Below are 23,914 nucleotides of genomic sequence, written 5' to 3' on the forward strand. Positions count from 1 at the left end.
ATGATGGCAAATCATTTCAACACTAGAAAAATGAAGTGGAATTTTCTACTGTTTTGTATGGCTCTGATGATAATTATCCTTTCTGCAATAACGGCTTTTTCTCAAGAAGCGAATGTGTTAAAAGGGAAGGTTACTGACTTCGATGGAAAGGTAATTCCGGCCAGTGTTCGCTCGAAGAAGAGTATGACAATAGTTGATGAGGCTGGAAACTTTACTATTGCAAAATTAAATGCTGGCGATACAATTCGTATCACTGCAACAGGTTATAAAACCGTCAATCGAGTCTTTGAGAAGTCGTCTTCTTTTATGATAATAAAGATGACCGAAGAAATTCAGCAATTACCGGAAGTTTTGGTACAGACAGGTTATCAAACTGTCAGACCTAACGAGATAAACGGAACGGTTTCCGTTATTGACGAAAAGGCTCTAAATGCCCGTTCAGGAACTAGCATTCTTGACCGACTCATTGGGCAGAGCAGCGGTCTTGTTTTCCAGGCAGGTAAAACCAATACAAATCCCCAGAGCACAACAAATATAAATATTCGTGGACTCGGTACAATCAATGGTCCACTCGACCCTTTAATTGTTCTGGACGGATTTATTTATGAAGGTGATTATAACAATATTAATCCTAACGATGTAGAAAACGTTACAATCCTGAAAGATGCTGCAGCGTCCTCGATCTGGGGGGCTAGGGCAGGTAACGGTGTTATAGTAATCACCACAAAAAAAGGCAGGCTAAATCAGCCCGCTCAGATTTCCTTAAATATTAATTACCTGTATCAGGGATTGCCCAAACTTGAAAAACTTGCTGAGATGACAAGCGAAGATTACATCACGGTAGAAAAGCAGCTCTTTAACAGTGGATACTTCAATGACCGTATTAACTCAAGTCCCTGGGCTGCGCTGACGCCGGTTATTGAGATTTTATTAGCCCAGCGAACTGGTAAAATAACTCCCGCAGATGCGAATACCCAAATCCAGCTACTAACCCAAAACAATACGAGGCAATCGTACCTAGATAACTTCTACACTAAAGCGCTGACACAACAATATAGTCTTAGTGTTAAGGGGGGAGGAGATCGCAACACTTATTTACTGTCTGCCGCATATGACAGAAGTAAAGGCCAGAGCTACGAGACCACTAACCGTTTGAACCTTCACCTTGCCAATGACTTTAAAATATTAAAGAATTTGAATCTTCAAACTAACATATACTACACTGATGTAAATGGGCAAAGTGGACGTCCAAAGTATAATAGCTTAAATGTCGGAACGCGCAATCCTACATACCTTGATTTTTCTTCTCCTAATGGTTTGGCAGTCCAGTTCCGGGCAGCCTATACAGATACACTGGCAAAGGGTAAATTGTTGGACTGGAGATATTATCCTACTGAGGAGTATAAACATAGCTATACAAATCAGCATTCCGAAGAGCTATTTGCTAATGCATCCATAAATTATAAGATTTTTGATGGGTTAAACCTTCAGCTGAGCTACCAGTATCAGCGGCAAAATACTACGAGCAAAACCACATCGGATGCTCAAAGTTATGTTGCACGAAATCTTATTAACACTTTCAGTCAGTATAACAACGCAACTGGTATTGTTACCTATCCTGTTGCCAGAGGAGGCATCTTATCGAATAGCAATTCAATCGTTAATTCCCAAACGGCTAGGTTTCAGCTTAATTATAACAAAATTTATGGCCTTCATAGCATCAATGGAATAATTGGAGGAGAGGCAAGGGCTTCCAATAATTTCAGCGATGGATACCGCAGGTTAGGTTACCAGACCGACCCACTCTACTCAAGCTACGTTGACGAAGTTGGAATTTATCAAGTCTATCCTTCAAGAAGCAGTGCACAAATTGGCGGCTTCGGAACGCCTACTGAAACAGCATATCGTTTTCTTAGTCAGTATGCGAATGTGGCTTACAGTTATAAAGGGCGGTATATCTTGTCTGCAAGCGCCCGAAGAGATGGCTCAAATATCTTTGGAGCGAGTACTAACGATAAGTGGAAACCCCTTTGGTCGGCTGGGGTGGGGTGGAAAGTTTCCCAAGAAGGGTTTTATGCCATTGACTGGCTCCCTGTTTTATCATTAACCACGACCTACGGTTATAGCGGTAATGTTGATTTGTCCAGAACAGCTTCTCCCATTGCTGGATATGCTATTAATCCGATTACTGGGCTCCCGCTAACCAGAATAGCCAGTATCAACAATCCAAACCTGAGATGGGAGCAACTTGCGCAATTTAACATCAAGCTAGACTTCGAATTAAAGAGGCGGTCAGTAGCAGGTTCAGTTTCATGGTATGCGAAGACTGGTACCGATTTGTATGGCAAAGCGCTGTATGATTATACAACCTGGGGTGGGGCAGATGAACTTGTGCGGAACATAGCTGACATGAGAGGATATGGAATGGATGTGGATCTGCATCTTCAAAATGTTCGTTCGACAAACTTCAACTGGGATTCAGATTTATATTTTAGCTACAACTTAAGCAAAACCACTAAATATTTCCGCAAATCCGGGAATAGCCTCTTTGGAATATTAAGCAATGGTTCCTCGATAACTCCACTTGAGGGATATCCTCTTTACTCAATTGCTGCATATAAATGGGGGGGGCTGGACTCGAAGGGAAATCCTCAGGGTTTTTTGAACGGCGAGCTCAGTAACAATTACGCGGCAATGGCCACTGAGGCTTCAACCAGCGGAAATAATGTTGAGTACATGGGCCCAGCCAGCCCCACATATTTTGGCTCGTTCATAAATACTTTCAGATTGGCAAATTTTAACATTTCAATAAACCTGAATTATAAACTGGGCTACAAGGTTAGAAAGCCAACATTTACAAGTAATCAAATGGTGAATAGTGGTACGGGTCATGCAGATTACGTGAGGCGCTGGCAAAATCCCGGAGATGAGGCAAACACAAATGTACCTGCATTCCTTTACCCTGTTAATTTGAGCAGGGATGCTTTTTTTCTAGCTTCTTCGACCAATGTTATCTCTGGGGATCATGTAAGATTGGACTATGTTCGTCTGGGTTATACAATCCAAACCAGCCAGTGGAAATTTCCGTTTAGGAACCTCGAGCTCTATGGCGGTGCTCAGAATATTGGCATAATCTGGAGAGCTAACAAGGATAACCTTGACCCTGATTTTGTGAATTTCATTCCACCCACAACCCAGTTCACTTTCGGTCTACGTGCATCATTTTAACAAAAAAAAATATGAAAAAGACAATGTATTTAATAATAACAGCTGTTTTATCTTTAGCGGTTACATCGAGCTGTAAAAAATATTTGGATAAAAAATCGGATTTACGTTTGGTCATTCCTAAAACCCTGAGCGATGCTCAAGGTTTAATGGATGATGCCAACTTAATGAACCTCCGGACCTCTCCCTCATATGGCGAAGCCTCAAGTGATGATTATTTCCTTCCCCCTTCAGGCTTTTTGGCTGTTGGGACCATCGGGCAGGATGTGTATACCTGGAAACCTCTTAATTACCGATATGTAAATGACTGGAGTCTCGGCTATCTCGCCATCTACAATAGTAACCTTTGCCTGGAGTTAATGGGAAACATCGAGCGGAATGCTTTCAATGGTTCTGACTGGGATAATGTAAAGGGAAGTGCGCATTTTTATAGAGCTTATTATTTTTTAATGCTTACCGGTCAATATGGACTGGCTTACGATGAAGTTTCTTCGCGTATCGATTTGGGCGTCCCTTTGCGCCTGAATTCAGACTTCAATATCCCTTCCCAGCGTTCTAGTGTTCAGGAATGCTATCAACAAGTTATTAAAGACGCGACAGAAGCGCTCGGATTATTACCTAATTATCCACAGCATACCATGCGTCCATCAAAGGGGGCGGCATACGCTTTACTAGCACGCTGTTATCTAAGCATGCACAAATATGATGCAGCCTTAAACTATGTTACCAGTGCGCTTGCTTTAAACAATAAGCTGATGGATTACAATGGCGACACCGATGTGGCTGCTTTATCAGGGAATACACCTTTTAAAAAGTTTAATAAAGAAACAGTCTGGTATGCTGAACTTGCAGGAGGTTTTGGCGTTCATTCAATTTTAAGAGCAAGGATTGACACCACCCTTTACAACACATATGATGTGAACGACCTGCGTAAAATTGCATATTTTCGAGAAGCAGCACCTTACCAGCAGTTTAAAGGAAATTATACAGCAAACATAAACGCTTTCTTTTCCGGAATTGCAACTGATGAACTTTATTTGATAAGTGCTGAATGCAAGGCTTACCTAAATGATATTGATGGAGCACTCATGGATTTAAATACTTTATTAAAAACCAGATGGAAAAAGTCAGTTTTGTTTCAGCCAGTGATTGCCTCAAACCGTTCGGAGGCTTTGGCAAAGATTCGGCACGAGCGAAGAAAAGAACTAATCATGAGAGGGTTGAGGTTTTATGATCTAAAAAGATATAATAAAGAGGGACTAGGCCTGTCATTAGTTAGGATGAATGAAGGTAAAACTGTAACGTTGCCTCCAAATTCCCCATTTTATGCTCTCCCTTTGCCAACAGATATTATTGAACTGACGGGCATGCCACAGAACTAAGAAAACCGCAGGGATGCATTCCCTGCGGTCTTTTTTTAAATTTCAGTTATTGGTTAACTAAAAACTATTGAGCGGTTCGGTTTTCAATTTGCATGCTAAAATCAGAGCTGCCTGAAACATAAGCTGATGATGGAGTATACTCAGTAGCTGCCAAATTTAGGGTTGATTTCAAACTGCCATCTGGATTAACATATAAATCGTCCACGACGATTACACAGGCTTGTTGCTGCACTTCATTGCAGGCGGGAGCTTCACTATCATTAATCCAGTTCGATAATTTTTCAACCTCCGCTTCAGTATGATCTGGGCCATCATATCTGAATCTTTGAGTGTCCCTTTTATACTCACCTTTGAATGCCGAAGCACCAAATACGAAAATAAATGCTAAAGCTGCGGCCACTAGGCCTTTGCTTACTTTTTTTAGTATTGTATACATAATTTAAGGATGCTTTTTACTTTGAAAAAACAAGCGAAAAAGTTAGTTTAAGATTTGGGCACCATGCCCGGTTGATTGCATTAATTTTTGGAATTATATTTTTTACTCTTTGCCGCTTAACCTCCTTTCCTGTCTGGTGATTTTAATAAGACAACCCATATTTATAAAAAACAATAGCATATTGAAGTAGAGATGGGTTTCCCAGCTCATCTTGGAGATGAAGCCACCGCAGCTGCATGGGGCATTGGGAAAAACATGGGTTAGGATCAGTGTGATGTATATCGTAAATCCCAATATTAGAGTTAAGGAAAGCCAAAGCCCCCATTTGTGTTTATTAAAAATCAGTAGCGTAGCAGCGGTTAGCTCAAGAATCGGGACAAGATAAGTCAGTAACTGCTGTATAGAATAAGGAAAGGGTTGCTCCTTCATCTGGAGCTGGTAAAGTTTTAGATCAGCGAGCTTTGTAAAAACTGCATAAGACCATAGCAATGTTAACAGGAATATTCCAATGGTATTTAGATTTGATACTAAGCTTTTATAGCTTATATGCGTGCGTTTATGTGAATAAATATTTTCCATGTTTTGTTCATTAAAAACCCATCTGATTGTAGATTAAAGTTCGAAACAACAGAAATAATATTTACTACCCGGATTCGGCAATTTTTACTCTTTTTACACTCCATGGTAGAAGTAATAGTGGTACATCTATTTATCTACTAACGCGATTACTTAAATATTTCTGCGATATTTCCTTTTTATTTTGAAGAGATATTTTGATTCGATTGCCAGAAGGGAAGCCAGAATCTTATGAATGGGAAGATTAATTAATTCTGGATACCTGTCTTGAAAATAGAGAAATCTTGTTTCCGCATGTCTGATCCTCAGCATCTGCTCTCTCTGCGTAATTTCACGGTAATGTTCCTCATAGATTTCCAAAAGAATCATTAGAAATTGGGGATTTGCTTTGGCAAGTTCACTCCAATGGGATAGACTTATTGAATATCCGGTACTGTCCTTTAAAAAATTTACGTACTCGTTTGTGTGAGTGAAAGAAAAAAACGAAGTAGTCGGAAAAATAAACCCACTCTGTAATATCCAGGATGTATTTTCCTGCCCCTCGAAAATAAAATACCCTCTTGCAAGACCTTCTTCGATAAAATAAAGTTCAGGGTATGAATGATCGGGTGTGCTAATGAGCAAACCTTTATTAAAAGTTTTCTGAACAGAGATTTCCGCCAGTTGTCTTACAACAGGTTCGCTTGCATTTTGAAGACTTCGCAGTTTTTCGATGAGTCGTTTCATTTGAATATGATTTAGGGTAAATTTTAAGCTGTGTCAAATATGTAATTACACATCAGGAATTTTATTGTTGCCGAATAGAAGTTCCAACTGTATGTTCAAATGCCAGGCGGTATATGAAAGATTCAAAAGGTACGCATCAGGGAATAATTTCATAAGGTTCGAATAATGCTTTTCGCTGAACGCTACCAAATAAGAATCCTCCAGAAACTCCACATATAGTTCAAATCTTAACCTTGGCATAACGTTTGGAAAATGATAAAGGAATTCCTCAGCAATGTAAGTGCGGATAACAAGTTCTTCATCATTATCCTTATCGATTGCCATTAGCCGTAAAGACCCGCTTTCAATGAGAGGATAAAAATTATAATCTTCTCTAGTCAAGAACACAGTCTGGCCACTCTTGTATGCGGTTCCTATGGCTATGGTTGAGATGTACGCTTTGAGTCCAGGCGAGAGTGAATGAAGTGCGTTTAGTTTCTGTGAATAGTTTTCTACGTCCATAATCTTTTTAGGGATAAAGAACGGCTATTTGAAAACTTTGTCAAGTTGCAGAAATTTTATGGTCTTGCAACCCCTCATCAAATTGCAGGATTCGCAGTATTCTCACAATTTCAATATCTTTCCTGAGCTAATGCGAGCATTTCACTGAGCTTTGCGATCACTTTCTTAATATCTTCACTAGCATGATTATAGTGGGCATTTCTAGCACTTTTTTCAGATATTGAATCGCGTTCCACCGTGCTAAAGTGCCTTGCAATATATTGGTGCGCGAATTTTGCCCTTTGCCATATTATTATACCGGTCTCCATCTGAAGATGGACGAAAAAGGCCAGCTGTTTAACGGAAAAGGAAACTTTATAGTTGGCGTTCATAATTCCCGCTTCCTCAACTTCATGATTCACAAATTCCATAGCGCGGAGTAAAAGGAGTTCTTCTCGAAGGAATTTTTTTATAGTGCGCTGAATATCGGGTTTTTTTGTAAACTGGAGTATTTGGGTTTCTCTGTACAACACTCTTATCTCTTTCCGATAGGAACAGACTGCAGAAATTTTTTCCCCTAAAGTTGTCTTATGCTCAATCTCTTTTGAAATATGCCGTTTGGCATAAAAAAATAGGTCAGGATGATTTATTCCAAGCCCCATGAAAATTTTTGTAATGCAAAATTCATCAATCGAATCAAGCAACATGAGATCTTGATGAATTTTGTAGCAGGATTTTCTCCAAAAATTCAGATCTTGAAAACTTATTATCTGACTTATATCCAAAACCGATCTTGTGACCTGCATCAGTTTAGGATCCAATTTCTTCTTATCAAATTCTCCAACGATTAAATCCAAATCATTCTCAATTTCGGAAATTTCGGACTCAATCATTTTTATAGGGATCCTGCCTTTATAGTCGAAGATCTCCGGAAAGATTTGTTTCATCCATATTAGTAATTCTTCCATTATGTCCAGCAATGCTTCCAGAGTACTTATGATAATCTTGTGGTTCGGATCTTTTTCCCTAAGCTTTTTTTCTGTGCTAGTCTTATCCATTAAAAGGGTTAAGTTCTGTTGGTGAAAATTGAAATATGCTTTTGACTTTTCATGATTATTTAGTTCAACGGCCATATCCCTGAAGGCTCTGGTCAGTCGGGAATGCTCTCGCTCCAGATTTTTTTTTGATTCCATTGCAAAATTTTTTGCGAAAGTTTTTTTTGTCTGCAGGCTGGTGAGATGTTCCTCAAAAATAATAAATTGGTAATTCATAGCTGATTTTTAGCACAATTTATGACTGAATTTACCTGTCAAAAAGATTTTTACACCGAGGCCTTTGGTGGTTACACCAATTGTTTGATTACACTGACGAACATATTCTCAAAAGCAAAATTTGAGGAATATTGTCTTTAGAATTTATCTGCAAATAATGTGTTCAAAGGGGGTTGATCAATTATGCAACTGATAGTTAACTTGATTTAGAGTGCGAATTGGCACAACTTGCGAAAGTTCCTGTAGCATTATCGCAGGTCCAGTCAACCAACTTTTCACCTAAATCCTTTCTCTATGTTAAACCAAACTTCTGAACAGCTTTATTTAGAAATGACCGCAAAACTGCATGCTGTAAAACAAGAACCCATCAGTGACCTGACCAGATTTTCATCCTCACTAGACATTATCGAAAAGGATATCACTCGTTTGAACACGTTGGTAAACCAATTTGGTTTCTCTTCTGAAACCGAAGAGATATTATTCTTTAAAGAAACCAAGCCGAAATTTTATTGCTGTAAAATTTTGATTGTGGAGCAATTCAATATCATGTCGAATATTCCGATTGATACGGACGAGGCAATTAGGAGTTATTATGTTTTGGAAATAGATTTCCTGAGAAGATACTTTGAGCAAAATAAATTCCTTTACCAATATTACCTCAACAATCAAACTGCCTTGGACCAGGAATATTTTCTCAGAAAAAACAAGCAGGGGATTCTTTCGGCGTTGAAATACGACGAATTTGATACCAATGTAGATTATACTTTTGCAAAGTTCCGTGCATACGAGCAGCTACGCGAATTTTTGCTGACCAGGATTCGTTTGATTTATAACAATCCCGATTCCTCCCTCTATCACCTTCTTGCGAAAAATTCGGAGCTGAAATGGACCGATGACAAAGTCAATCTGGTTGAGCTCGCCTATGGCATATACTTTATGGGTTCTTTAAACAATGGAAAAGCTGACATTTCCCAGGTCGTGGATATTCTTGAGCGAAGTTTGAATATAGACCTGGGTGTTGCCTACCGAAAATTCATCGATATATCCAGAAGGAAGAGCAAAGGGTATACAGTTTATCTTGATGGTATGAGAAGTGCAATCAACAATCATATTATCAGTAAACAACGCTTCAGTTAAGATGATTCTTCAGGGATTTTTTCTAACAAATTCAATGTGAAGCTATGTGTCCGGAAAGAAATTTTTAAAAATGTTTGGTAGTGAAAGTATAACACAACTTGGAAAAAGTGTTAAAATCATATTGCCAGAATTTGTAGAGATTTTAGCAAGTTCTAAAGTTTTGTCAAGAATTTACTCTTCGATGTGAGGGTTTTACGGTAATATCGGTAAGCTAAAACATTTCCATTCCGAAAACCACTGCGATTAAGCTAAGTTAAAAGAATTAAAAAATCGTACCCACTTTTTGAAAAGTGTCAAATGCTCGCAGCATACTTCCTGAATTTTGAGCCAACAAAAGAGTTGGTCTTTGACATTCAGGAATGAAACATTACCTATAACACTATGGGAATTTTGCGAAGCTTTGAGATAACGTCAAAAAGGTGAAGGCGCATTGGCAGACGAGAGTCCGGTTTGTAGAAACTGAGGTGAGTAATTCCAAATTCATTAATATAGAGGCCCTTCTTTAAGTCTCTATTTTCTAGGGGCGATAAGCCCCTTTTTCATTTCTAAAATTCCCAAAATCTAATGTTATGTCAGCTTTTCTAAATGTAAATGAGATCAAGGAGAAGGTTTCTCTGTTGAGTCTGTTAAAGAATTTGGGCTTCAGTCCACAAAAGCAATCCGGTGGAGAACATTTTTTTCTCAGTATGCTCAGAGAAGAGTATACAGCTTCCCTATGCGTAAATGATGATCTCGGAGTATGGTATGATCACGGCGGAGCTGGGGTTTCGGGAATTAGAAGTGGGAGCATAATTGATTTTGGACTTGCCTATTGGTATCCGTCCACTTTCCCGGAGGTGCTGGGAAAGATTTTAGAATATTCAAAAGTGGAACTTGAAAAATCTTCGCAGTTGAACAATAGTGTTCCAGCCAGATTACAGCCGATAAAAGTTCCTAATTATAAAATAGAGGCCATAAACGAGTCAATTAAAAAGGATGCATTGAATGCCTATCTTAAATCCAGGGAAATCATTTCTGTAGCAAAGGATCACCTTTATGAACTGCATTATTCGGTTTTTGATACCAAAAATAGACACAAGAATTTTTTCGCATCCGGCTGGCCCAATGAAAATGGCGGATGGGAGGTAAGAAATAAATATTTTAAGGGGTGTCTGGGCCATAAAGGGATGTCATTTCTACAAGGAGCTGCCGATAAGCTCTGCGTATTCGAAGGGTATTTCGACTTTTTGAGCTGGCGGGTTGACAACCCCAAAGACCCATCTTCAGTACTTGTTTTAAATTCTTTGTCCTTTCTTCAGTCGGCAATGGTACGTGCAAAACAGTTCAGCGCCATTCAGGTATATTTCGATCATGATAAAGCCGGAATTTCCGCAACCCATGATTTTATAATCAATGTTAGCGGCAGCCAGGATTATTCGTTTAAATATTCCGGGTTTAAAGACTACAATGAGCACCTTGTTGCCAGCAAGAAAAGCATTGAAAACTCCCTGGACTCTGGTTTGTCAAGATGCGTTGAACGATAATTTCTCAATGGCCGTTAATATATCCGTATATACAGATAACCAGATATTTATTTATGTAACTAAACGCATATAGCTATAGATGTTTCTATATAAATATATGTATCTATCGCGAAATGTATCTATACCAATATCGAACTATAGGCATAAAGATTTAATTTGATTCAATGATGAGTTTCATCAATTTAATCTAAACAACACTGGCTTATCAGTCTTACTGTCAGGATTTGCACGCAAGGGTGCTAGATGGTTTCCAGAAATAAATCAAAGTCATTCACTTTTGTTGCCTGGTTTAGATAAACCGGCATTTCCGGCCGCTGGCAAGTCATGAAGAACTCCTCTAATTCCTTTATTTTCATGTACCAAAGTTAACTGGCATTTCCTTTTTTTTGCCGGAATCCTTTAACATTTACTTAAATGCTTAAGTCTAAGTCCTATCAGTTTAAGTTGCCAGCTCTCACCAGTAACCTTTAGTTTTTTATTCTGCAAGTTGTGTTTTTGTTGCACAAAAACCCTTTAACTTGCCCGCTTTTTTTTGCCGGTAATCGGCAGCGGGATGGAAAATACTCGCAACTCGTTTTTCTTTTGGAGGATCAAATCAATATCTTATGAGCGTTAAGCAGAAGAATGGAAGGCCGTTGAAGGTTGATGGCAAAAGAACAAAACACATAAAAGCAAGACTAACTGAGAACGAATATAGCCTGGTCACAAATAAATGGAAATCCCTTTCGATGAAGGAAAGCGATTACGTGCGTTTGATGGTTTTGAAGCCTGGTTCGTTAAAGGTCAAAGTGAATGCGCATGAGGTATTACGATTACTTGATCATCTGGGGGGTGAGCTTGGCCGATCCGGAAACAACATCAATCAACTTGCAAGGCATGCGAATTTTTTGAATAAGCGGGGAATGCTAAACGTAGAAACAGTAGTCAGGTTCAACGAACTTTTCTCAGAATACATAACCCTTTTCAGGCAAATTGAAAAAGAAACCAGGGCACTTTTGCGCTGGTTGAAGAGTTAACCATGATCGTCAAGATATTAAAGAAATCTAAAACGTTCAGAGCAGTTAGATACAATACCAATAAGGTTGAAAAGGATAAAGGCGAGCTATTAAAAGTTTCGGGATTTAAAGCGCTGTCCGGATTTTCTGACCTGAAACCTCAGGATTATATTAACTATCTATCCTCACTTGCAGCACTTAACAAAAGGGTTGAATATCCACAGTTCCATGCCATGATTTCCTCAAAGGGAAGAGCTGCGGATAAACAAAGCCTGGTGCTTCTTGCAGAGAAATGGTTATTGGGAATGGGATATGGCAGTCAGCCTTACATGCTCATTTTTCATAAGGATACTGATAATAATCATATTCACATCGTCTCTTCCAGAGTGGACCTGAAGGGAAATAAAATATCTGACACTTTCGAAAAGATTCGTGCATACCGTGTGCTCAACCGGTTGATCGGCCAGGATGAAAAGCAATTGGCAACCGAAGCGTTGAGAAAAGCAATGCGGTATCAATTTTCCACAGCAGCACAGTATTTAATGATCTTGGAGGCCAAAGGATATTCGGTCAAATTGGTTGGCGATATTTATAACGTATCAAAATTCGGTGAGCTGGTTGCAAAAGTGGATATTTCGAAAATCCGGATTAGTTTATCTGCAAATGGCTTTTCTGAAGAGCGGAAACTTCAGTTGAGAAAGATATTTGAAAAATACAGGCCATTAACCGATGCTAAACTGTTACCGGTTGTGGAAAAACATTCGGGCGGTGCACATGGAAAGATATTAAGGTATTCCTCTGCTCTGAGCGAGAGACTTTCTTCCGACTTCGGACTGGAGTTTGTTTTTCATTTCAAGGATGATAAAAGTCCATATGGTTACACCGTTCTTGACCATGCCAAAAAAAATGTTTTCAAAGGCGGGGAAATTATGGCGCTGGGCAAATTTGCGGAGGTTCTCTCGACAGCACCCCACCCGTCACTGGTATCATTAGAGTCTAATGTTCCGGTGCTACCCGGACATTTTCCTGAAGAGAATATGCTGCTCGAATCCTCGCCACTGCCGGTTACTGATGATCTGTATGCCGAATTTGCTGAAGGAAATCATATTGGCGATTTCTCATTGGGGTTCGATATCGCGGATGATATTGATGATGAGCAGATCAATGGCCGAAACCGCAGAAGACAGGGAAAGGCAAGGACGAACACACGATAAAATATTTGATATGGTTATACTACTAGGCAACCAAAAAGGAGGGGCCGGTAAAAGCACGCTTTGCCTGCTGCTGGCATACTACCTTTCCACAATAAAAAAAGCGAAGGTTACCGTTCTGGACATGGATTATCAGGCATCAGTCTCGGGAAAGTTTGAGAAAGCAAAGATTCTGGAGAATGAACCAATTTACGAGGTTATCGCATCAGACCTCAAGTATTATCCTGCCCTTCTCGAACTCCTGACACAAAATACCCAAGAGTTCGTACTCATTGATTTACCGGGCAAAATGGATGATGATTTATTGATTCCCATTATTAGTTCTGCAGAACTAATAATCTGCCCATTCAACTATGATGAATTTTCGGTAGACAGTACCGTTCTTTTTTCACTGGTCTGCAAGGAGATCAACAAGGTTTCGCCAATTGTGTATGTACCCAACCGGATCAAGGCCACGGTGAAATATGAAACAAAAGAGGAGGTTGACAGGGTGCTCGCCAGGTTTGGCATGGTCTCTCCGAACATCTCGGACAGGATCGATTTTCAACGTGTGGGAACAGTTCATATACCAGCGGCACTTATTCCTGTTTTCATGCCCGCCCTTGATTTTATCTTCAATGCCCATATGAGCAAAGGAGCTTCACCATGAGCCAGATCAAATCACTAGCCCAGCAGCTTAAATCTAAATTAGAGGAGCAGAAAGGTGTGCCCGTAATTAATGACGCTGAAAAAAGTCCGGCTCAGAAAGAAAGGGAGAAGCCCGATGACGGGCATTCGGCCACGGATGCTAAAAAGATATCAGCACTTCTTTCAGCGCTTCGTGACTTCAATATGGATGGGCAGGAAAAAATTCTGATCCGCCTTGATAAGCGCACAGTGGCGCAATTAAAGCAGCTGAAGGTCGCAACCAATATTGAAATGAACAGGGTAATTGCCTTTGCGCTGCAAAATTTCCTTAAGTCCCATCCCTGGCTAAACGACTACATTTCCCAAACCCTAAAACAAATGGCCCATGAGCTGGATTAATTTTTTAACAGTAATCTTTATCATTTACCTGGTTTACTATTGCCTGAACCTATTCTTTGATTTATTTCTTTCACCGCGCATTCCCATTGGAGAAATATCCGAGGATGAACTGTTTTTCACCGAAACCCATACTCCTGAACTAATTACCGCTAATAGGAAGGCAGAGCCGGTAATAGAGGAGGCAGAAAAGGAAAAACCCATAGTTTATTTTCCGAGCGCACCAATCAATGCCAGTGGTGGCATTAGTCTAAAGCACCTTTTTTTCCTTGCAAAGGATAATCTTATTGAGCATACACGCGCAATACCCTATTAATCTTCCGATGAAGATTTTTAAAAACTTCGTGAATGTGATATCAATCTCAATTTGTATGCTCACCGCTATTTCTGCTGATGCCCAGCCAGGTATCTCCGAATTCTATTCAGCCTCTTCCGAGGTTCATCGGTGGTATTTTTCCCTTTCTGATTTGGTACTGGTGATTGGCGCTATTTCCGGAATGCTCGGCGGACTGAGGGTTTACGTAAACTGGCAGACGGGTAAACATCACATTGATGCCCAAGTGATGGGCTGGTTCTTTTCCTGCATCTTTTTGTCCGTTATGGGCATTTTTCTTCGGGGGCTCTTCGGCCTCTGATCAAATAGTTTACTTTTTTTTATATTTTTTATGACAATAAAAGGCAAAAAACTTTTTTCGATAGCTATGCTATTGAGCATAGTACAGGCCGGTTTCGCTCAGACCGGTGGCGGTACGACAGGCATCAATGCGGCAACCTCTTCTCTGACCGCTTATGTGGACCCAGTCTCTACGCTCACCTTGGCCATTGGTGCCGTAGTTGGCATCATAGGCGGCGTCCGCGTTTACATCAAATGGAATTCCGGTGATCAGGATATCAATAAGGAGATCATGGGCTGGGGCGGATCCTGCCTATTTCTGGTGCTGGTATCAGTTGTTATCAAGGCATTCTTTGGCGTATAAAATTTATGCGCACGTATCCAGTTTACAAGGGGCTTCAAAAGCCCCTTGTCTATCGCGGCTTTAAGGGCAAGTTTATCGCCTATGGGATCTGCACACTTGTTCTGGGATTGGTTCTGGGAGGGTTGAGCGGAGCGCTCGTCAATATGTACTTCGGGGGAATGGTAACCATTTTCTCTATCACCGGTGGGTTATTCTACACTTTCTCCAAACAGAAATCCGGTCTGCACGATAAGAACAGATCCGGAAAAATACGCATCCACCGAATTTATTTAAGAAGAGGTTATGGGAAAATCGGAATTTAAATTGCCCTATGCCGGGATTGAGGAAACCTGCGGGCTGAACATTCTTTATGGACAGTCCGGTGATTTTTCGGTTGTTCTTTCCATAGAGAATCCCGTGCTGATCTATTCTGCCGACCCGGCCGCTTATCAGGGCTTTCATCTTTTGCTGCTGAACGTAATCAAAATCCTGGGAGAGGGCTACATCATTCAAAAGCAGGATATTTTTGCAAAAAGGAAATTTACCGATAAGCCCAAAACCGAGCCCTTGCAGCAGAAGTACGATGAGCACTTTTTAGGAAGGGAATATATCGAACATAGCACTTGCCTTGTTATAACGCGTCAGGTTAAGCGAAATGCTATGTACGTTTATGACAAAAAGGCCCTGATGGATTTTATATCCAATATTGCCAAGGTCAGTGAACTTCTGAAAGGTGCGTCATTATCACCTGCTTTATTTGACCGGTCTTCCCTGGAACGCTACGTATCGCGTATTATGGCGATGGATTTCTCCTCGGAGCATTTTTCGCTGAATAATTTCAGGCCGGGTGATAATGAAATTGGTATCGGTGCAAATTCGGTCAGGTGCATGAGTCTGGTCAACATCGATTCCATCGACATGCCGGAATCCATCGGTCCGTTTTTATTGGCAAATGATGGAAAGGGCCTTGAAGAGTTCCCCTTGGATAATCTTTCCTTTCTCTCTACTGTTCCTGCTGTGGAGACCCTTATCTATAACCAACTCTTGGAAATTCCGCCACAAGGGGCCACGCTGAATAAACTCAGGCTTAAGCGCAAAAGGCATTCGGGCGTTCCGGATCCTGCAAACAGGATGTGCGTAGAGGACATTGACAAGCTCCTTGTTGATGTCGCAAGGGAAAACCAGCTACTTACCCATGTACATTATTCAATAATTGTCTGTTCGCCGGCAGCAAATGTTGATGTCAGCTGCAACTATATCGAAGCAAATCTTTTTAAACAGGGGATCATCCCATCAAAAAATGCATACAACCAAATGGAACTCTTTAGGTGCGCACTGCCGGGGAATGCAGTTGAACTTAAAAAGTACGACTGGTTTTTAACCACTGCAGATGCTGCACTTTGCCTGTTCTATAAGGAAAGGCTGATGAGGGATGAACCCTCGAAATTTTTGATGCGGTTCACTGACCGCAGGGGAATCCCCGTTGGTATTGATCTGGCCGACCTGCCGATGGATAACGGACGGATTACCAACCGGTCCAAGTTCGTTCTGGGCAGTTCGGGAACCGGGAAATCCTTTTTTATGAATTCCCTGCTGGAACAGTATATGCTTTATAATTACGATGTGGTAATCGTAGATGTCGGGCATTCTTATTCCGGGCTCTGCAGTTATTTCGGTGGCAAATATTATACGTACACCGAGCAGAACCCGATTACCATGAATCCCTTTATGATCTCGGAAAAAGAATACAACCGGGAGAAAAAGGATTTCTTGAAGACCCTCATCGGACTGCTTTTGAAGGGCGCTGATGGCGCCGTCTCGCAGATTGAGGATACCGTTTTTTCAAATGTGATCTCAGCCTACTATGCCGACTTTTTTTCAGGCAACCAGAATGCCGGGCTATCTTTAAGTTTTGACTCTTTTTATCATTATTCCGTAGAGAAGATTGCCCGGATCAAGGAAGACGAAAAGGTTTCCTTTGACCTGGATGAGTACCGGTACGTGCTCCGTAAGTTCTGTATTGGCGGAGAATATGGGAGACTGCTTAATGAAAGCACCACTGCGTCAAATTTCGCCGAACGTTTTATTGTCTATGAAATTGATTCAATTAAGGAGAACAAGGTGCTTTTTCCAATCGTTACCTTGGTGATAATGGATCTGGTTCTGCAGAAAATGAGGCACCGTTCAGGCCAGAGAAAAGCGCTTATTTTGGAGGAGGCGTGGAAGGCAATTGCCTCTCCACTGATGGCAAACTACATTTTATACCTTTATAAGACCATGAGGAAATTCTGGGGCGAACCAATAGTGGTTACCCAGGAACTTGGAGACATCTTAGGAAATGCAGTGATCAAGGATTCCATTCTGGCCAGTTCAGATACCATCTGTCTCCTCGACCAGTCTAAGTTTCGGGGGAATTACGAGCAGGTGGCAAAGCTCCTTGCCCTAAATGAGGTTGAAAAGCGAAAGATATTCACGATCAATGGCCTTGATAATAAAGCGGGCAGGGGGAAATTTAAGGAGGTTTACATCAAACGGGGAAATATTGGTGAAGTTTATGGGGTAGAGGTTTCCATGTTCCAGTATCTTACGTTTACCACTGAAAAGCCGGAAAAGACCGCTGTAGAATGCTATGTTGCCAGATTCGGATCGTACCCTGCCGGGCTAGAAGCTTTCGTTTCAGACCTGAGATACAGTGGCCTTAGCCTTGCCGATTTTGTCAAGCGTGTAAATGCCGAATAATTCACAAACTAAATCTTTTTTTATGCCTAGGATAATCATCTATTTTTTGTTTGGACTTTCCATCCAATTTGCCTCCGCGCAGATTTATGTTGACCCGACCACAGCAGCGGCGACTGCCGCGCATGCCGGGGTAATGAACAGTGGCCTATCTAAAACCAGTGATAACCTCACCCTCGTTCAAAGGGCCCAGCTTGCGGTCACCGGACAGCTCGGTCTGGTAAATGACTTGCAATCCACCATCTATAGAGGCCTATCAGAAGTTTCCGGGGTGATGCGTTCGCTGCTTTCAGTGAAGGATATTTACGAGATCTCCCAGGATATCGTCATTGACGTAAACAAGGCGGTAAATATTGCCTCTTCGGATCCTGTCTTGCTTCTTTTTGCCGAGGGTGGCGCCAGGGAATTTAAGAGCAGATCCATTAACCTGGCAGCAGAGGTCAGCGCCTTTGTTTTGAAGGACGGGCGTGAGGCTTTGATGGACGCAGGGGAACGGGCAAAACTGCTCAATAAAATTGTGGTGGAGCTTACCATTCTTCGAGGCGTAGCTTACGGGATGTACAGAACGATGTACTGGGCGAAGCAGCGCGGAATCCTGAACTCGCTGAATCCATATACAGGGTATATCAATATCGATAAACGAATAGCGGACGATATCATTAGGAATTCCAAATCCCTGAGACAATGAAAAAAGGACTTCTTTTTATACTGCTAAGTTGTGTTTTCCATTCACAAGCCCAGCTGAATGTCGAGCTTTTACATCAGCTGGTCGGAGACAGCAAGACCGAACACGGTAAACAGACTGATGCGCGGGATAGGCAGGCTGTTTCATCGGCGAACGAGGAAACCAATAAAACGCTGATCATAAGGTTAAAGGATAAGTACAGGGAAATCCACTCCCGCTTTAAAACGGTTAGCCTGGCCATCAATGCAGCGCAGATTGGTATTGAGGCTTATCCGCTCCTAAATGATATTGCCACAAGTCAGGGGAAGATCTACGAAATGTGCAGGGATGATGCGGCCCTTTTGATTTTGGCCATTCAGTCAGAAGCAGATATGGGTGAGCGGGCCTATTCACTGATTAATTTTTTATATGCACTAAGCCTGTCCTTTGAAGATATTAATCAGATGAAGCCCAGTGATCGCAAGCTGCTTTTTTCCCATGTGCTCACTGAGCTGAGAAATATTGCGGGAGCATCCAGGGGTTTGGCGACATCGCTACAATACTCTTCGAGGAAGAAAATGTTCGATGGACTAAACCCTTTTTCCGGGTTCATCAATACTGATAAAAAATTGGTGAACGATATCCTAGGCAAATCTCAGCAACTTAAAAACTGATATTATGAAAATCTTTCTGGGCCTTGTTCTAACCCTTTTTCAATTGCAGGCACTTGCACAGCGGGTGGTATTCGACCGTGGCCATTTTAACATTGTAAATGAAAATGGCTCGGTCAGGCTGGCAGCCGAAAACACTTATAACGGTTACTTAAGCACCATAAATAGCAGGCTGTCGGATATTAATCTGAATCTATCAGCTGTAGTGACCGTGCAATCAATAATCCTTTCCTCGCTAACCCAGGTAGATCAGGGACTGAAAAACGCCATTGCGGTCAAGCAGATCGGATCACTGGTAGCAGAGATTGCTTCGGAAAGCAGCGAAATGATAGAAATGGCCAAATCGGATCCGCATCTTCTGCTCTTCGCCGAAGAAGTGTCCCGTCAGCTTAAAGATAGGGGAATCAAGCTGTTTTCCGAGGTTTCTGCTCTTGTATTGAAGGAGGGAGAAAACGTACTGATGGATTTTGAAAAGCGTGACGCGCTGCTCAAAAAAATTGCGCTTGAACTTCGGGTAATCAGGGCATTGGTATTCAGTGTGAAAAAATCGATGTACTGGGCCAAGTCAAACGGCGTGCTTCGTTCACTGAACCCATATCAGGGATTTATCAATCGGGACCTGCGTTTAGGCAATGAGATCTTGTTCAAGTCCAAATTATTAAAACAATGAAAACATGATTTGCACAAGCCCAAAGAGGTATGGATATTTATAATCATAAAACCTCATCAATTTAAAAAATAAGATATTGAAGATGAAAAAATCACATTTGATACTGTTTTTATGCCTTGTGGCAATAAACTGTATTGGTCAGAAAAAAATAACTGACAAACACATAACCTATCAGCAGGAACGAATGGTCTTTAAGCAATGGGATGCGGACAAGTTTACACCAAAATCAGGATTTTTGGGCCTTAACCCGGAATATTGGATAACTTGGGCGCTCCATCCGAATTATCCCAAGACCGATCTTAGGCCACTTGGTCCTGTAGGTACTCAAACCCAGCGGCTCATGTTTGCCGCTGCGATGCAAAATTCAGACAACAGCTATAAGCTCCACGCAGATACCCTGCGCAATACTGCACTTAACGAGGCAGTAAACTATTCAGCGGCGTTAAGCGCTGCAGACCCGCTCTGGCAGATCTACTATAGAAAGGAGTTTGATGAGCTGTTGAACCTCTCAGATGCCGACCTGCTATCAGGGCTATCTCCACAGGAAAAGAAGTATTTTGTCTCCAGTGGTCTATACGATTGGTACCTGGAAGAAAGCGATGCGTTACTGGAAAGACTTCAGCTGGCGAGAACAACAAACGTTGACCGCGGATCCAGGATAATTGCCTATCACAGAATGCTTGCGGAGTATCGAAGCCTGAGAGCAGGCTGGGAGATGAAAAAGTCAAAAGCAAGAACCTACCTAAATATAAAAGGTGTCGCGGAGAAGCTCAGAAATAGCGAAACCAGTTCACCCCTGACCTCCAGGAGCGATATCCAGATTGCAAACGATATCCTAAAAAAATCTAAACTCTAGTTTTATGGGCTTATTAAATACCTTGACCGGCACTGCCGGTTTTTTTGTGCAGTCTACACCCGATTCCTTCAAGGAAACATTCAATTTTCTGCAGGGAAACGGAGTATATGAAGAAGGAATGATGCATTTCTTGCATGAGATGAAAAATACAATCTGGACACACTATGATGCATTCATCGCAGATGCGCAAGCTCTTGCCGCTATTTTCATGCTTGTTTTTTTTGCCATCAAGAGTTATGAGATGATTTCCGGCGATAAGCAACTGGAGATTATGCCACTCCTTCGTCCCTTTGGCTTAACTATGGTGATCTTATGGTGGAGCATCTTCACCAGAATTCTTGCTTATCCTACCGACGTGGTCGAACAGAAGACTTCAGCAATGTTCGATGGCAGTCAGTCAGAGATAAATGATCTCAGGCTGCAGCGGGCAAAGCTGATGGTTGAGGTCTCCGATCAGTTATTGAAAGTTCAGGCAGAGACCGAAACCGCAAAGACCGAAGCGGATACCTGGTATGAGAATGCCTGGGAGTCTGTCAGGTCTTCAGTAAAAGAAGGATTTTCTGAGGTCTGGAATCCGATAGTGGAGATGAGAAACCGCTTGCAGGTGGGTCTGCAACTGTTAGCGACTTCGCTCCTGGAAACCCTTGCCATCTGGATTTTGAGGGTTTGCACCTATATCATCTTTATCATTCAGATTATCTTTTCAACGATATTGATCATTCTAGGACCGTTTTCCGTTGCAGTATCTATTTTACCGGCATTCAGGGATTCGTTTTCGACATGGATAGCAAGGTTCATATCGGTCAATCTATATTCGGGCATCGCCTATTTGGTGATGTACGTTGCCTCACTTTTTCAGCATTATGCCCTTGAAGCAGAGATTACCCGGTATCAGGAGCTTGTAGGAACAGGAGGAGCAAGCCTCGAGAAACTTGGCTGGTTTGCAGGCAACGGAGTGCTTTCTTTTGGAATGGTGATAGTAACCTTCTTAATAGGAGCTCTTACTATGCTCACCGTACCAAGCATATCGACCTGGATCGTATCGACCTCAGGGGTATCTTCGGCAGCAAGTTCAATGGGTAGGGGCGCATCGAGTATGACCCGCGTTGCCGGACAAATGATGGGGGGACTGTGAGATGATGATAAAAAATATCGAATCAAAAATCCGGCTGGCGACCTTTATTTCTTTGGGAAGCTTCCTTCTCTGCCTCTGCGTGGTGGCGACAGTCTCATTTTTCGCCTATGGCTATGTGAGGGATTCCAGAAAAAGCATTTATATACTTGACCCCTCTGGAACGCCTGTTATGGCAAGGCAGACCGACGTGCAGTTGAACCGGGCGGCAGAGTACCGGGCACATATTGCAAGGTTCCATTCACTTTTCTTTTCTCTGGTCCCGGATGATAAGTTCATAGAGTACCAGATGAAACAGGCCATGTACATGATCGATGAAAGCGGTGCACTTCAATATAACAATCTCAAGGAAAAAGGTTTTTTTACATCCGTTCTTTCTTCATCCGCAGTATTGACCCTGCGCACTGATTCTATTTTCTTGGATGAGAAGAGGATGTACTTTCGATTTTACGGCACGCAGAAGATTGACAGGCGAAGTTCTACGATAACAAGATCCCTAATCACCGAAGGCAATCTGAAGGATTTGGAGACACGTTCTGACAACAACCCCCACGCCGTACTCATTACGCGCTGGAAGACGCTTGAGAACAGAGATATTTTGATTACAGAAAAAAATGCTTTCCAATGAAAAAGGTAACCGTATTATCTGAGCTCAGGTCAGAGTTCTCCGGATTGATCGAGCGCATGCAAAAGTTTATTGCTGCATTCACTACAAAAAATCCAAAGCCAGTTTTCTACGCAATGGTAGCGCTGATGCTCTGCTCGCTCTTGCTGTGCTTTACGCTGCTCAGGTTGGAAAACCCAGCCGTGCCAAAAAAAACAAAATTACTCAAGGAATTCGATGGGAATCTTGGCGAAATCGGGACGACGGCCAGCAAACTCCAAAGAGTAATTGAAATCAGATCGGCTTTGGAAGTCTTGCTTGCAAAGGATTCTTTGGATAAAAAGGATTCGCTATTGATGGAGCAAATGCTACTGGAAATTGATAGGTCAATGACCACCAAAAAACAATAAGTATGAAAAAAATAGATTTCAAAAAGCCGCGGTATGCGCTGCCATTAATCTGCCTCCCATTTCTAATGCTTTTCTTTTATGTCTATAAAAGCAGCTATGGCAAAGAGGACGCTAAGGTGGACGGGAAAGATTCTCTGCAAACCAATGTTGCAGGCGTTTCCGCCCAGGTCCGCAATCAGGAGCTTTCCGGCAAGCTTGACGCCTTTAGAAATAAATTCAAACAGGCCGATGGTTATACCGCAGTTGGTACCATTGGTGAAGAAAACCTGCAGCGGGCAGAAGTAAGTTCTTCCTACAACTCAAGGGAAAAGCGGATGCTGGATTCCATCGATCAGGTGATGAAAGTGAAATATGGAATGCCTAATCCCGAAAGTTCCAAAGTATCCGGCCGTCTCTATTCCGGAGCAACGTATCCCGGTGATGGGACTTCATCCAGCGCACGGCAGGACAAAGCGCTAGCTGATGCGCTCTCGAAGATAAAACAGGGGAAAACAGATTTCCAGGACCAAAGATCCCCAAAGCCAGAGACTGACCCCATGCAACTGTTCCGTCTGCAGATGGCGCTTGTCGATAGTATGGGGAAGGCAAACGATCCTGCGCTTGCGGAAAAGCGGGATCGGGAAAATCTGATTAAGTTGGCTGAAAAGCAAGATAAGGGTAAAATAGTTATCCCTGTCAGGCGATCTATTTCGGCATCAGTTGCGTTTAATACAATCGTTTCATCCGAGCAGCAGCGGCCAATTTCAGCAATTATCGATCAGGATATTACCGGGTTTTCCGGTTCCCGATTACGGATCAGGCTAACTGATGATGTCATGGCAGGAAAATTCCTCATTAAAAAGGGAACTTATCTCTACGCCACAATCTCGGGATTTTCCTCCCAGCGGGTAACGCTGCTAATCTCAAGCGTTTTTCATGATGGAGAGATTCTGCCCGTAAACCTGCAGGTTTATGACAACGATGGTCTCCCGGGCATTTATGTCCCCTCATCCGCTTTTCGGGAGTTCACCAGGGATGCCGGTACTTCCAGCTCGCAGGGGATTACTATTCAGCAGATGGCCGAAAATAACAATCAGCTGGTCATGGGCGTGCTTTCCAAGATGTTTCAGTCCACCACGACCGCGGTCAATAAACTCATCCGGTCAAACAAGGTGAAAGTCAAGTACAATACCCAGGTTTTTCTTATTGATCCAGATGAGCTAAAAAGAAAACAAAAATCCTATTAAATTT

At 42.0% G+C, this 23,914-nt stretch carries 26 protein-coding genes; 20 read left to right on the plus strand and 6 right to left on the minus strand.

Annotation, left to right across the window (positions count from 1 at the left end; all coding sequences use genetic code 11):
- Both ACZZZW_RS06830 and ACZZZW_RS06835 read left to right on the plus strand, forming a co-directional pair.
- On the plus strand, positions 1 to 3,228 hold the full coding sequence (locus ACZZZW_RS06830) for a SusC/RagA family TonB-linked outer membrane protein (RefSeq protein WP_463492646.1): 3,228 nt from the start codon (positions 1 to 3) through the stop codon (positions 3,226 to 3,228).
- A gap of 11 nt (positions 3,229 to 3,239) precedes the next feature.
- On the plus strand, positions 3,240 to 4,607 hold the full coding sequence (locus ACZZZW_RS06835; protein WP_463492647.1) for a RagB/SusD family nutrient uptake outer membrane protein: 1,368 nt from the start codon (positions 3,240 to 3,242) through the stop codon (positions 4,605 to 4,607).
- 64 nt (positions 4,608 to 4,671) lie between these two features.
- Here ACZZZW_RS06835 and ACZZZW_RS06840 read toward each other — a convergent pair whose 3' ends face one another.
- The 5 genes from ACZZZW_RS06840 to ACZZZW_RS06860 form a co-directional block, all read right to left on the minus strand.
- Positions 4,672 to 5,043, minus strand: a complete 372-nt coding sequence (locus ACZZZW_RS06840) for a hypothetical protein (protein ID WP_463492648.1) — start codon at positions 5,041 to 5,043, stop codon at positions 4,672 to 4,674.
- A 102-nt stretch (positions 5,044 to 5,145) separates the two neighbouring features.
- Positions 5,146 to 5,622 (minus strand): MauE/DoxX family redox-associated membrane protein, encoded by a 477-nt coding sequence (locus ACZZZW_RS06845; protein ID WP_463492649.1) that lies wholly within the window; start codon positions 5,620 to 5,622, stop codon positions 5,146 to 5,148.
- Positions 5,623 to 5,772: 150 nt separating this feature from the next.
- A complete protein-coding gene (locus tag ACZZZW_RS06850) occupies positions 5,773 to 6,345 on the minus strand; it encodes a Crp/Fnr family transcriptional regulator (protein ID WP_463492650.1) in 573 nt (190 codons plus the stop codon).
- Positions 6,346 to 6,390: 45 nt separating this feature from the next.
- Positions 6,391 to 6,846 (minus strand): cyclic nucleotide-binding domain-containing protein, encoded by a 456-nt coding sequence (locus ACZZZW_RS06855; RefSeq protein ID WP_463492651.1) that lies wholly within the window; start codon positions 6,844 to 6,846, stop codon positions 6,391 to 6,393.
- Positions 6,847 to 6,956: 110 nt separating this feature from the next.
- Positions 6,957 to 8,096 (minus strand): hypothetical protein, encoded by a 1,140-nt coding sequence (locus ACZZZW_RS06860; RefSeq protein WP_463492652.1) that lies wholly within the window; start codon positions 8,094 to 8,096, stop codon positions 6,957 to 6,959.
- Between the two features lie 294 nt (positions 8,097 to 8,390).
- Here ACZZZW_RS06860 and ACZZZW_RS06865 point away from each other — a divergent pair, with 294 nt between their 5' ends.
- Positions 8,391 to 9,233, plus strand: coding sequence for an RteC domain-containing protein (locus ACZZZW_RS06865; RefSeq protein ID WP_463492653.1), 843 nt, complete (start codon positions 8,391 to 8,393; stop codon positions 9,231 to 9,233).
- A gap of 569 nt (positions 9,234 to 9,802) precedes the next feature.
- Entirely contained in the window at positions 9,803 to 10,756 is a 954-nt protein-coding gene (locus ACZZZW_RS06870; protein ID WP_463492654.1) for a toprim domain-containing protein, read from the plus strand.
- A 239-nt stretch (positions 10,757 to 10,995) separates the two neighbouring features.
- On the opposite strand, the gene ACZZZW_RS06875 is transcribed toward ACZZZW_RS06870, so the two are convergent.
- Positions 10,996 to 11,112, minus strand: coding sequence for a DUF6965 family protein (locus ACZZZW_RS06875; RefSeq protein ID WP_463492655.1), 117 nt, complete (start codon positions 11,110 to 11,112; stop codon positions 10,996 to 10,998).
- 249 nt (positions 11,113 to 11,361) lie between these two features.
- Between ACZZZW_RS06875 and ACZZZW_RS06880 the strand changes: the two genes are divergently transcribed.
- The 16 genes from ACZZZW_RS06880 (at position 11,362) to traM (ending at position 23,910) form a co-directional block, all read left to right on the plus strand.
- A complete protein-coding gene (locus tag ACZZZW_RS06880) occupies positions 11,362 to 11,772 on the plus strand; it encodes a plasmid mobilization protein (RefSeq protein WP_463492656.1) in 411 nt (136 codons plus the stop codon).
- Positions 11,773 to 11,774: 2 nt separating this feature from the next.
- Positions 11,775 to 12,965: a relaxase/mobilization nuclease domain-containing protein gene (locus ACZZZW_RS06885; RefSeq protein WP_463492657.1), complete on the plus strand. Its 1,191-nt coding sequence runs from the start codon at positions 11,775 to 11,777 to the stop codon at positions 12,963 to 12,965.
- Between the two features lie 10 nt (positions 12,966 to 12,975).
- The gene (locus ACZZZW_RS06890; RefSeq protein WP_463492658.1) at positions 12,976 to 13,611 is read left to right on the plus strand and encodes a ParA family protein; all 636 of its coding nucleotides are present in this window, start codon (positions 12,976 to 12,978) and stop codon (positions 13,609 to 13,611) included.
- The gene (locus ACZZZW_RS06895; protein ID WP_463492659.1) at positions 13,608 to 13,988 is read left to right on the plus strand and encodes a hypothetical protein; all 381 of its coding nucleotides are present in this window, start codon (positions 13,608 to 13,610) and stop codon (positions 13,986 to 13,988) included. Before ACZZZW_RS06890 ends, ACZZZW_RS06895 begins: the two co-directional genes overlap by 4 nt.
- Positions 13,975 to 14,301, plus strand: coding sequence for a hypothetical protein (locus ACZZZW_RS06900; RefSeq protein WP_463492660.1), 327 nt, complete (start codon positions 13,975 to 13,977; stop codon positions 14,299 to 14,301). Before ACZZZW_RS06895 ends, ACZZZW_RS06900 begins: the two co-directional genes overlap by 14 nt.
- Before the next feature lie 7 nt (positions 14,302 to 14,308).
- Entirely contained in the window at positions 14,309 to 14,620 is a 312-nt protein-coding gene (locus ACZZZW_RS06905; protein ID WP_463492661.1) for a DUF4134 domain-containing protein, read from the plus strand.
- Positions 14,621 to 14,650: 30 nt separating this feature from the next.
- Entirely contained in the window at positions 14,651 to 14,962 is a 312-nt protein-coding gene (locus ACZZZW_RS06910; protein ID WP_463492662.1) for a DUF4134 domain-containing protein, read from the plus strand.
- Positions 14,963 to 15,244: 282 nt separating this feature from the next.
- Positions 15,245 to 17,680 carry a TraG family conjugative transposon ATPase gene (locus ACZZZW_RS06915; RefSeq protein ID WP_463492663.1) on the plus strand — a complete coding sequence of 812 codons (2,436 nt, stop codon included), beginning with the start codon at positions 15,245 to 15,247 and terminating at the stop codon, positions 17,678 to 17,680.
- A gap of 22 nt (positions 17,681 to 17,702) precedes the next feature.
- A complete protein-coding gene (locus tag ACZZZW_RS06920) occupies positions 17,703 to 18,365 on the plus strand; it encodes a hypothetical protein (protein WP_463492664.1) in 663 nt (220 codons plus the stop codon).
- Complete coding sequence (locus ACZZZW_RS06925; protein ID WP_463492665.1) at positions 18,362 to 19,015, plus strand: hypothetical protein; 654 nt, start codon at positions 18,362 to 18,364, stop codon at positions 19,013 to 19,015. The genes ACZZZW_RS06920 and ACZZZW_RS06925 overlap by 4 nt, the downstream gene beginning before the upstream one ends.
- Positions 19,016 to 19,019: 4 nt before the next feature.
- Positions 19,020 to 19,682, plus strand: coding sequence for a hypothetical protein (locus ACZZZW_RS06930; RefSeq protein WP_463492666.1), 663 nt, complete (start codon positions 19,020 to 19,022; stop codon positions 19,680 to 19,682).
- Positions 19,683 to 19,764: 82 nt separating this feature from the next.
- Positions 19,765 to 20,538, plus strand: a complete 774-nt coding sequence (locus ACZZZW_RS06935; protein WP_463492667.1) for a hypothetical protein — start codon at positions 19,765 to 19,767, stop codon at positions 20,536 to 20,538.
- 4 nt (positions 20,539 to 20,542) lie between these two features.
- Entirely contained in the window at positions 20,543 to 21,673 is a 1,131-nt protein-coding gene (locus ACZZZW_RS06940) for a plasmid transfer protein (protein ID WP_463492668.1), read from the plus strand.
- A gap of 1 nt (position 21,674) precedes the next feature.
- A complete protein-coding gene (gene traK, locus ACZZZW_RS06945) occupies positions 21,675 to 22,298 on the plus strand; it encodes a conjugative transposon protein TraK (RefSeq protein ID WP_463492669.1) in 624 nt (207 codons plus the stop codon).
- Positions 22,295 to 22,684 carry a hypothetical protein gene (locus tag ACZZZW_RS06950; RefSeq protein WP_463492670.1) on the plus strand — a complete coding sequence of 130 codons (390 nt, stop codon included), beginning with the start codon at positions 22,295 to 22,297 and terminating at the stop codon, positions 22,682 to 22,684. Before traK ends, ACZZZW_RS06950 begins: the two co-directional genes overlap by 4 nt.
- Positions 22,685 to 22,686: 2 nt before the next feature.
- Positions 22,687 to 23,910 carry a conjugative transposon protein TraM gene (traM, locus tag ACZZZW_RS06955; protein ID WP_463492671.1) on the plus strand — a complete coding sequence of 408 codons (1,224 nt, stop codon included), beginning with the start codon at positions 22,687 to 22,689 and terminating at the stop codon, positions 23,908 to 23,910.
- The last annotated feature ends 4 nt before the right edge of the window (positions 23,911 to 23,914 follow it).

The sequence above is a fragment of the Pedobacter sp. AC379 genome, assembly GCF_979258145.1.

What these genes read in the sequence shown, in the direction of transcription:
- ACZZZW_RS06830 (WP_463492646.1), top strand. Translation starts at nt 1, where the DNA reads ATGATGGCAAATCATTTCAACACTAGAAAAATGAAGTGGAATTTTCTA.
- ACZZZW_RS06835 (WP_463492647.1), top strand. Translation starts at nt 3,240, where the DNA reads ATGAAAAAGACAATGTATTTAATAATAACAGCTGTTTTATCTTTAGCG.
- ACZZZW_RS06840 (WP_463492648.1), bottom strand. Translation starts at nt 5,043, where the DNA reads ATGTATACAATACTAAAAAAAGTAAGCAAAGGCCTAGTGGCCGCAGCT.
- ACZZZW_RS06845 (WP_463492649.1), bottom strand. Translation starts at nt 5,622, where the DNA reads ATGGAAAATATTTATTCACATAAACGCACGCATATAAGCTATAAAAGC.
- ACZZZW_RS06850 (WP_463492650.1), bottom strand. Translation starts at nt 6,345, where the DNA reads ATGAAACGACTCATCGAAAAACTGCGAAGTCTTCAAAATGCAAGCGAA.
- ACZZZW_RS06855 (WP_463492651.1), bottom strand. Translation starts at nt 6,846, where the DNA reads ATGGACGTAGAAAACTATTCACAGAAACTAAACGCACTTCATTCACTC.
- ACZZZW_RS06860 (WP_463492652.1), bottom strand. Translation starts at nt 8,096, where the DNA reads ATGAATTACCAATTTATTATTTTTGAGGAACATCTCACCAGCCTGCAG.
- ACZZZW_RS06865 (WP_463492653.1), top strand. Translation starts at nt 8,391, where the DNA reads ATGTTAAACCAAACTTCTGAACAGCTTTATTTAGAAATGACCGCAAAA.
- ACZZZW_RS06870 (WP_463492654.1), top strand. Translation starts at nt 9,803, where the DNA reads ATGTCAGCTTTTCTAAATGTAAATGAGATCAAGGAGAAGGTTTCTCTG.
- ACZZZW_RS06875 (WP_463492655.1), bottom strand. Translation starts at nt 11,112, where the DNA reads ATGAAAATAAAGGAATTAGAGGAGTTCTTCATGACTTGCCAGCGGCCG.
- ACZZZW_RS06880 (WP_463492656.1), top strand. Translation starts at nt 11,362, where the DNA reads ATGAGCGTTAAGCAGAAGAATGGAAGGCCGTTGAAGGTTGATGGCAAA.
- ACZZZW_RS06885 (WP_463492657.1), top strand. Translation starts at nt 11,775, where the DNA reads ATGATCGTCAAGATATTAAAGAAATCTAAAACGTTCAGAGCAGTTAGA.
- ACZZZW_RS06890 (WP_463492658.1), top strand. Translation starts at nt 12,976, where the DNA reads ATGGTTATACTACTAGGCAACCAAAAAGGAGGGGCCGGTAAAAGCACG.
- ACZZZW_RS06895 (WP_463492659.1), top strand. Translation starts at nt 13,608, where the DNA reads ATGAGCCAGATCAAATCACTAGCCCAGCAGCTTAAATCTAAATTAGAG.
- ACZZZW_RS06900 (WP_463492660.1), top strand. Translation starts at nt 13,975, where the DNA reads ATGAGCTGGATTAATTTTTTAACAGTAATCTTTATCATTTACCTGGTT.
- ACZZZW_RS06905 (WP_463492661.1), top strand. Translation starts at nt 14,309, where the DNA reads ATGAAGATTTTTAAAAACTTCGTGAATGTGATATCAATCTCAATTTGT.
- ACZZZW_RS06910 (WP_463492662.1), top strand. Translation starts at nt 14,651, where the DNA reads ATGACAATAAAAGGCAAAAAACTTTTTTCGATAGCTATGCTATTGAGC.
- ACZZZW_RS06915 (WP_463492663.1), top strand. Translation starts at nt 15,245, where the DNA reads ATGGGAAAATCGGAATTTAAATTGCCCTATGCCGGGATTGAGGAAACC.
- ACZZZW_RS06920 (WP_463492664.1), top strand. Translation starts at nt 17,703, where the DNA reads ATGCCTAGGATAATCATCTATTTTTTGTTTGGACTTTCCATCCAATTT.
- ACZZZW_RS06925 (WP_463492665.1), top strand. Translation starts at nt 18,362, where the DNA reads ATGAAAAAAGGACTTCTTTTTATACTGCTAAGTTGTGTTTTCCATTCA.
- ACZZZW_RS06930 (WP_463492666.1), top strand. Translation starts at nt 19,020, where the DNA reads ATGAAAATCTTTCTGGGCCTTGTTCTAACCCTTTTTCAATTGCAGGCA.
- ACZZZW_RS06935 (WP_463492667.1), top strand. Translation starts at nt 19,765, where the DNA reads ATGAAAAAATCACATTTGATACTGTTTTTATGCCTTGTGGCAATAAAC.
- ACZZZW_RS06940 (WP_463492668.1), top strand. Translation starts at nt 20,543, where the DNA reads ATGGGCTTATTAAATACCTTGACCGGCACTGCCGGTTTTTTTGTGCAG.
- traK (WP_463492669.1), top strand. Translation starts at nt 21,675, where the DNA reads ATGATGATAAAAAATATCGAATCAAAAATCCGGCTGGCGACCTTTATT.
- ACZZZW_RS06950 (WP_463492670.1), top strand. Translation starts at nt 22,295, where the DNA reads ATGAAAAAGGTAACCGTATTATCTGAGCTCAGGTCAGAGTTCTCCGGA.
- traM (WP_463492671.1), top strand. Translation starts at nt 22,687, where the DNA reads ATGAAAAAAATAGATTTCAAAAAGCCGCGGTATGCGCTGCCATTAATC.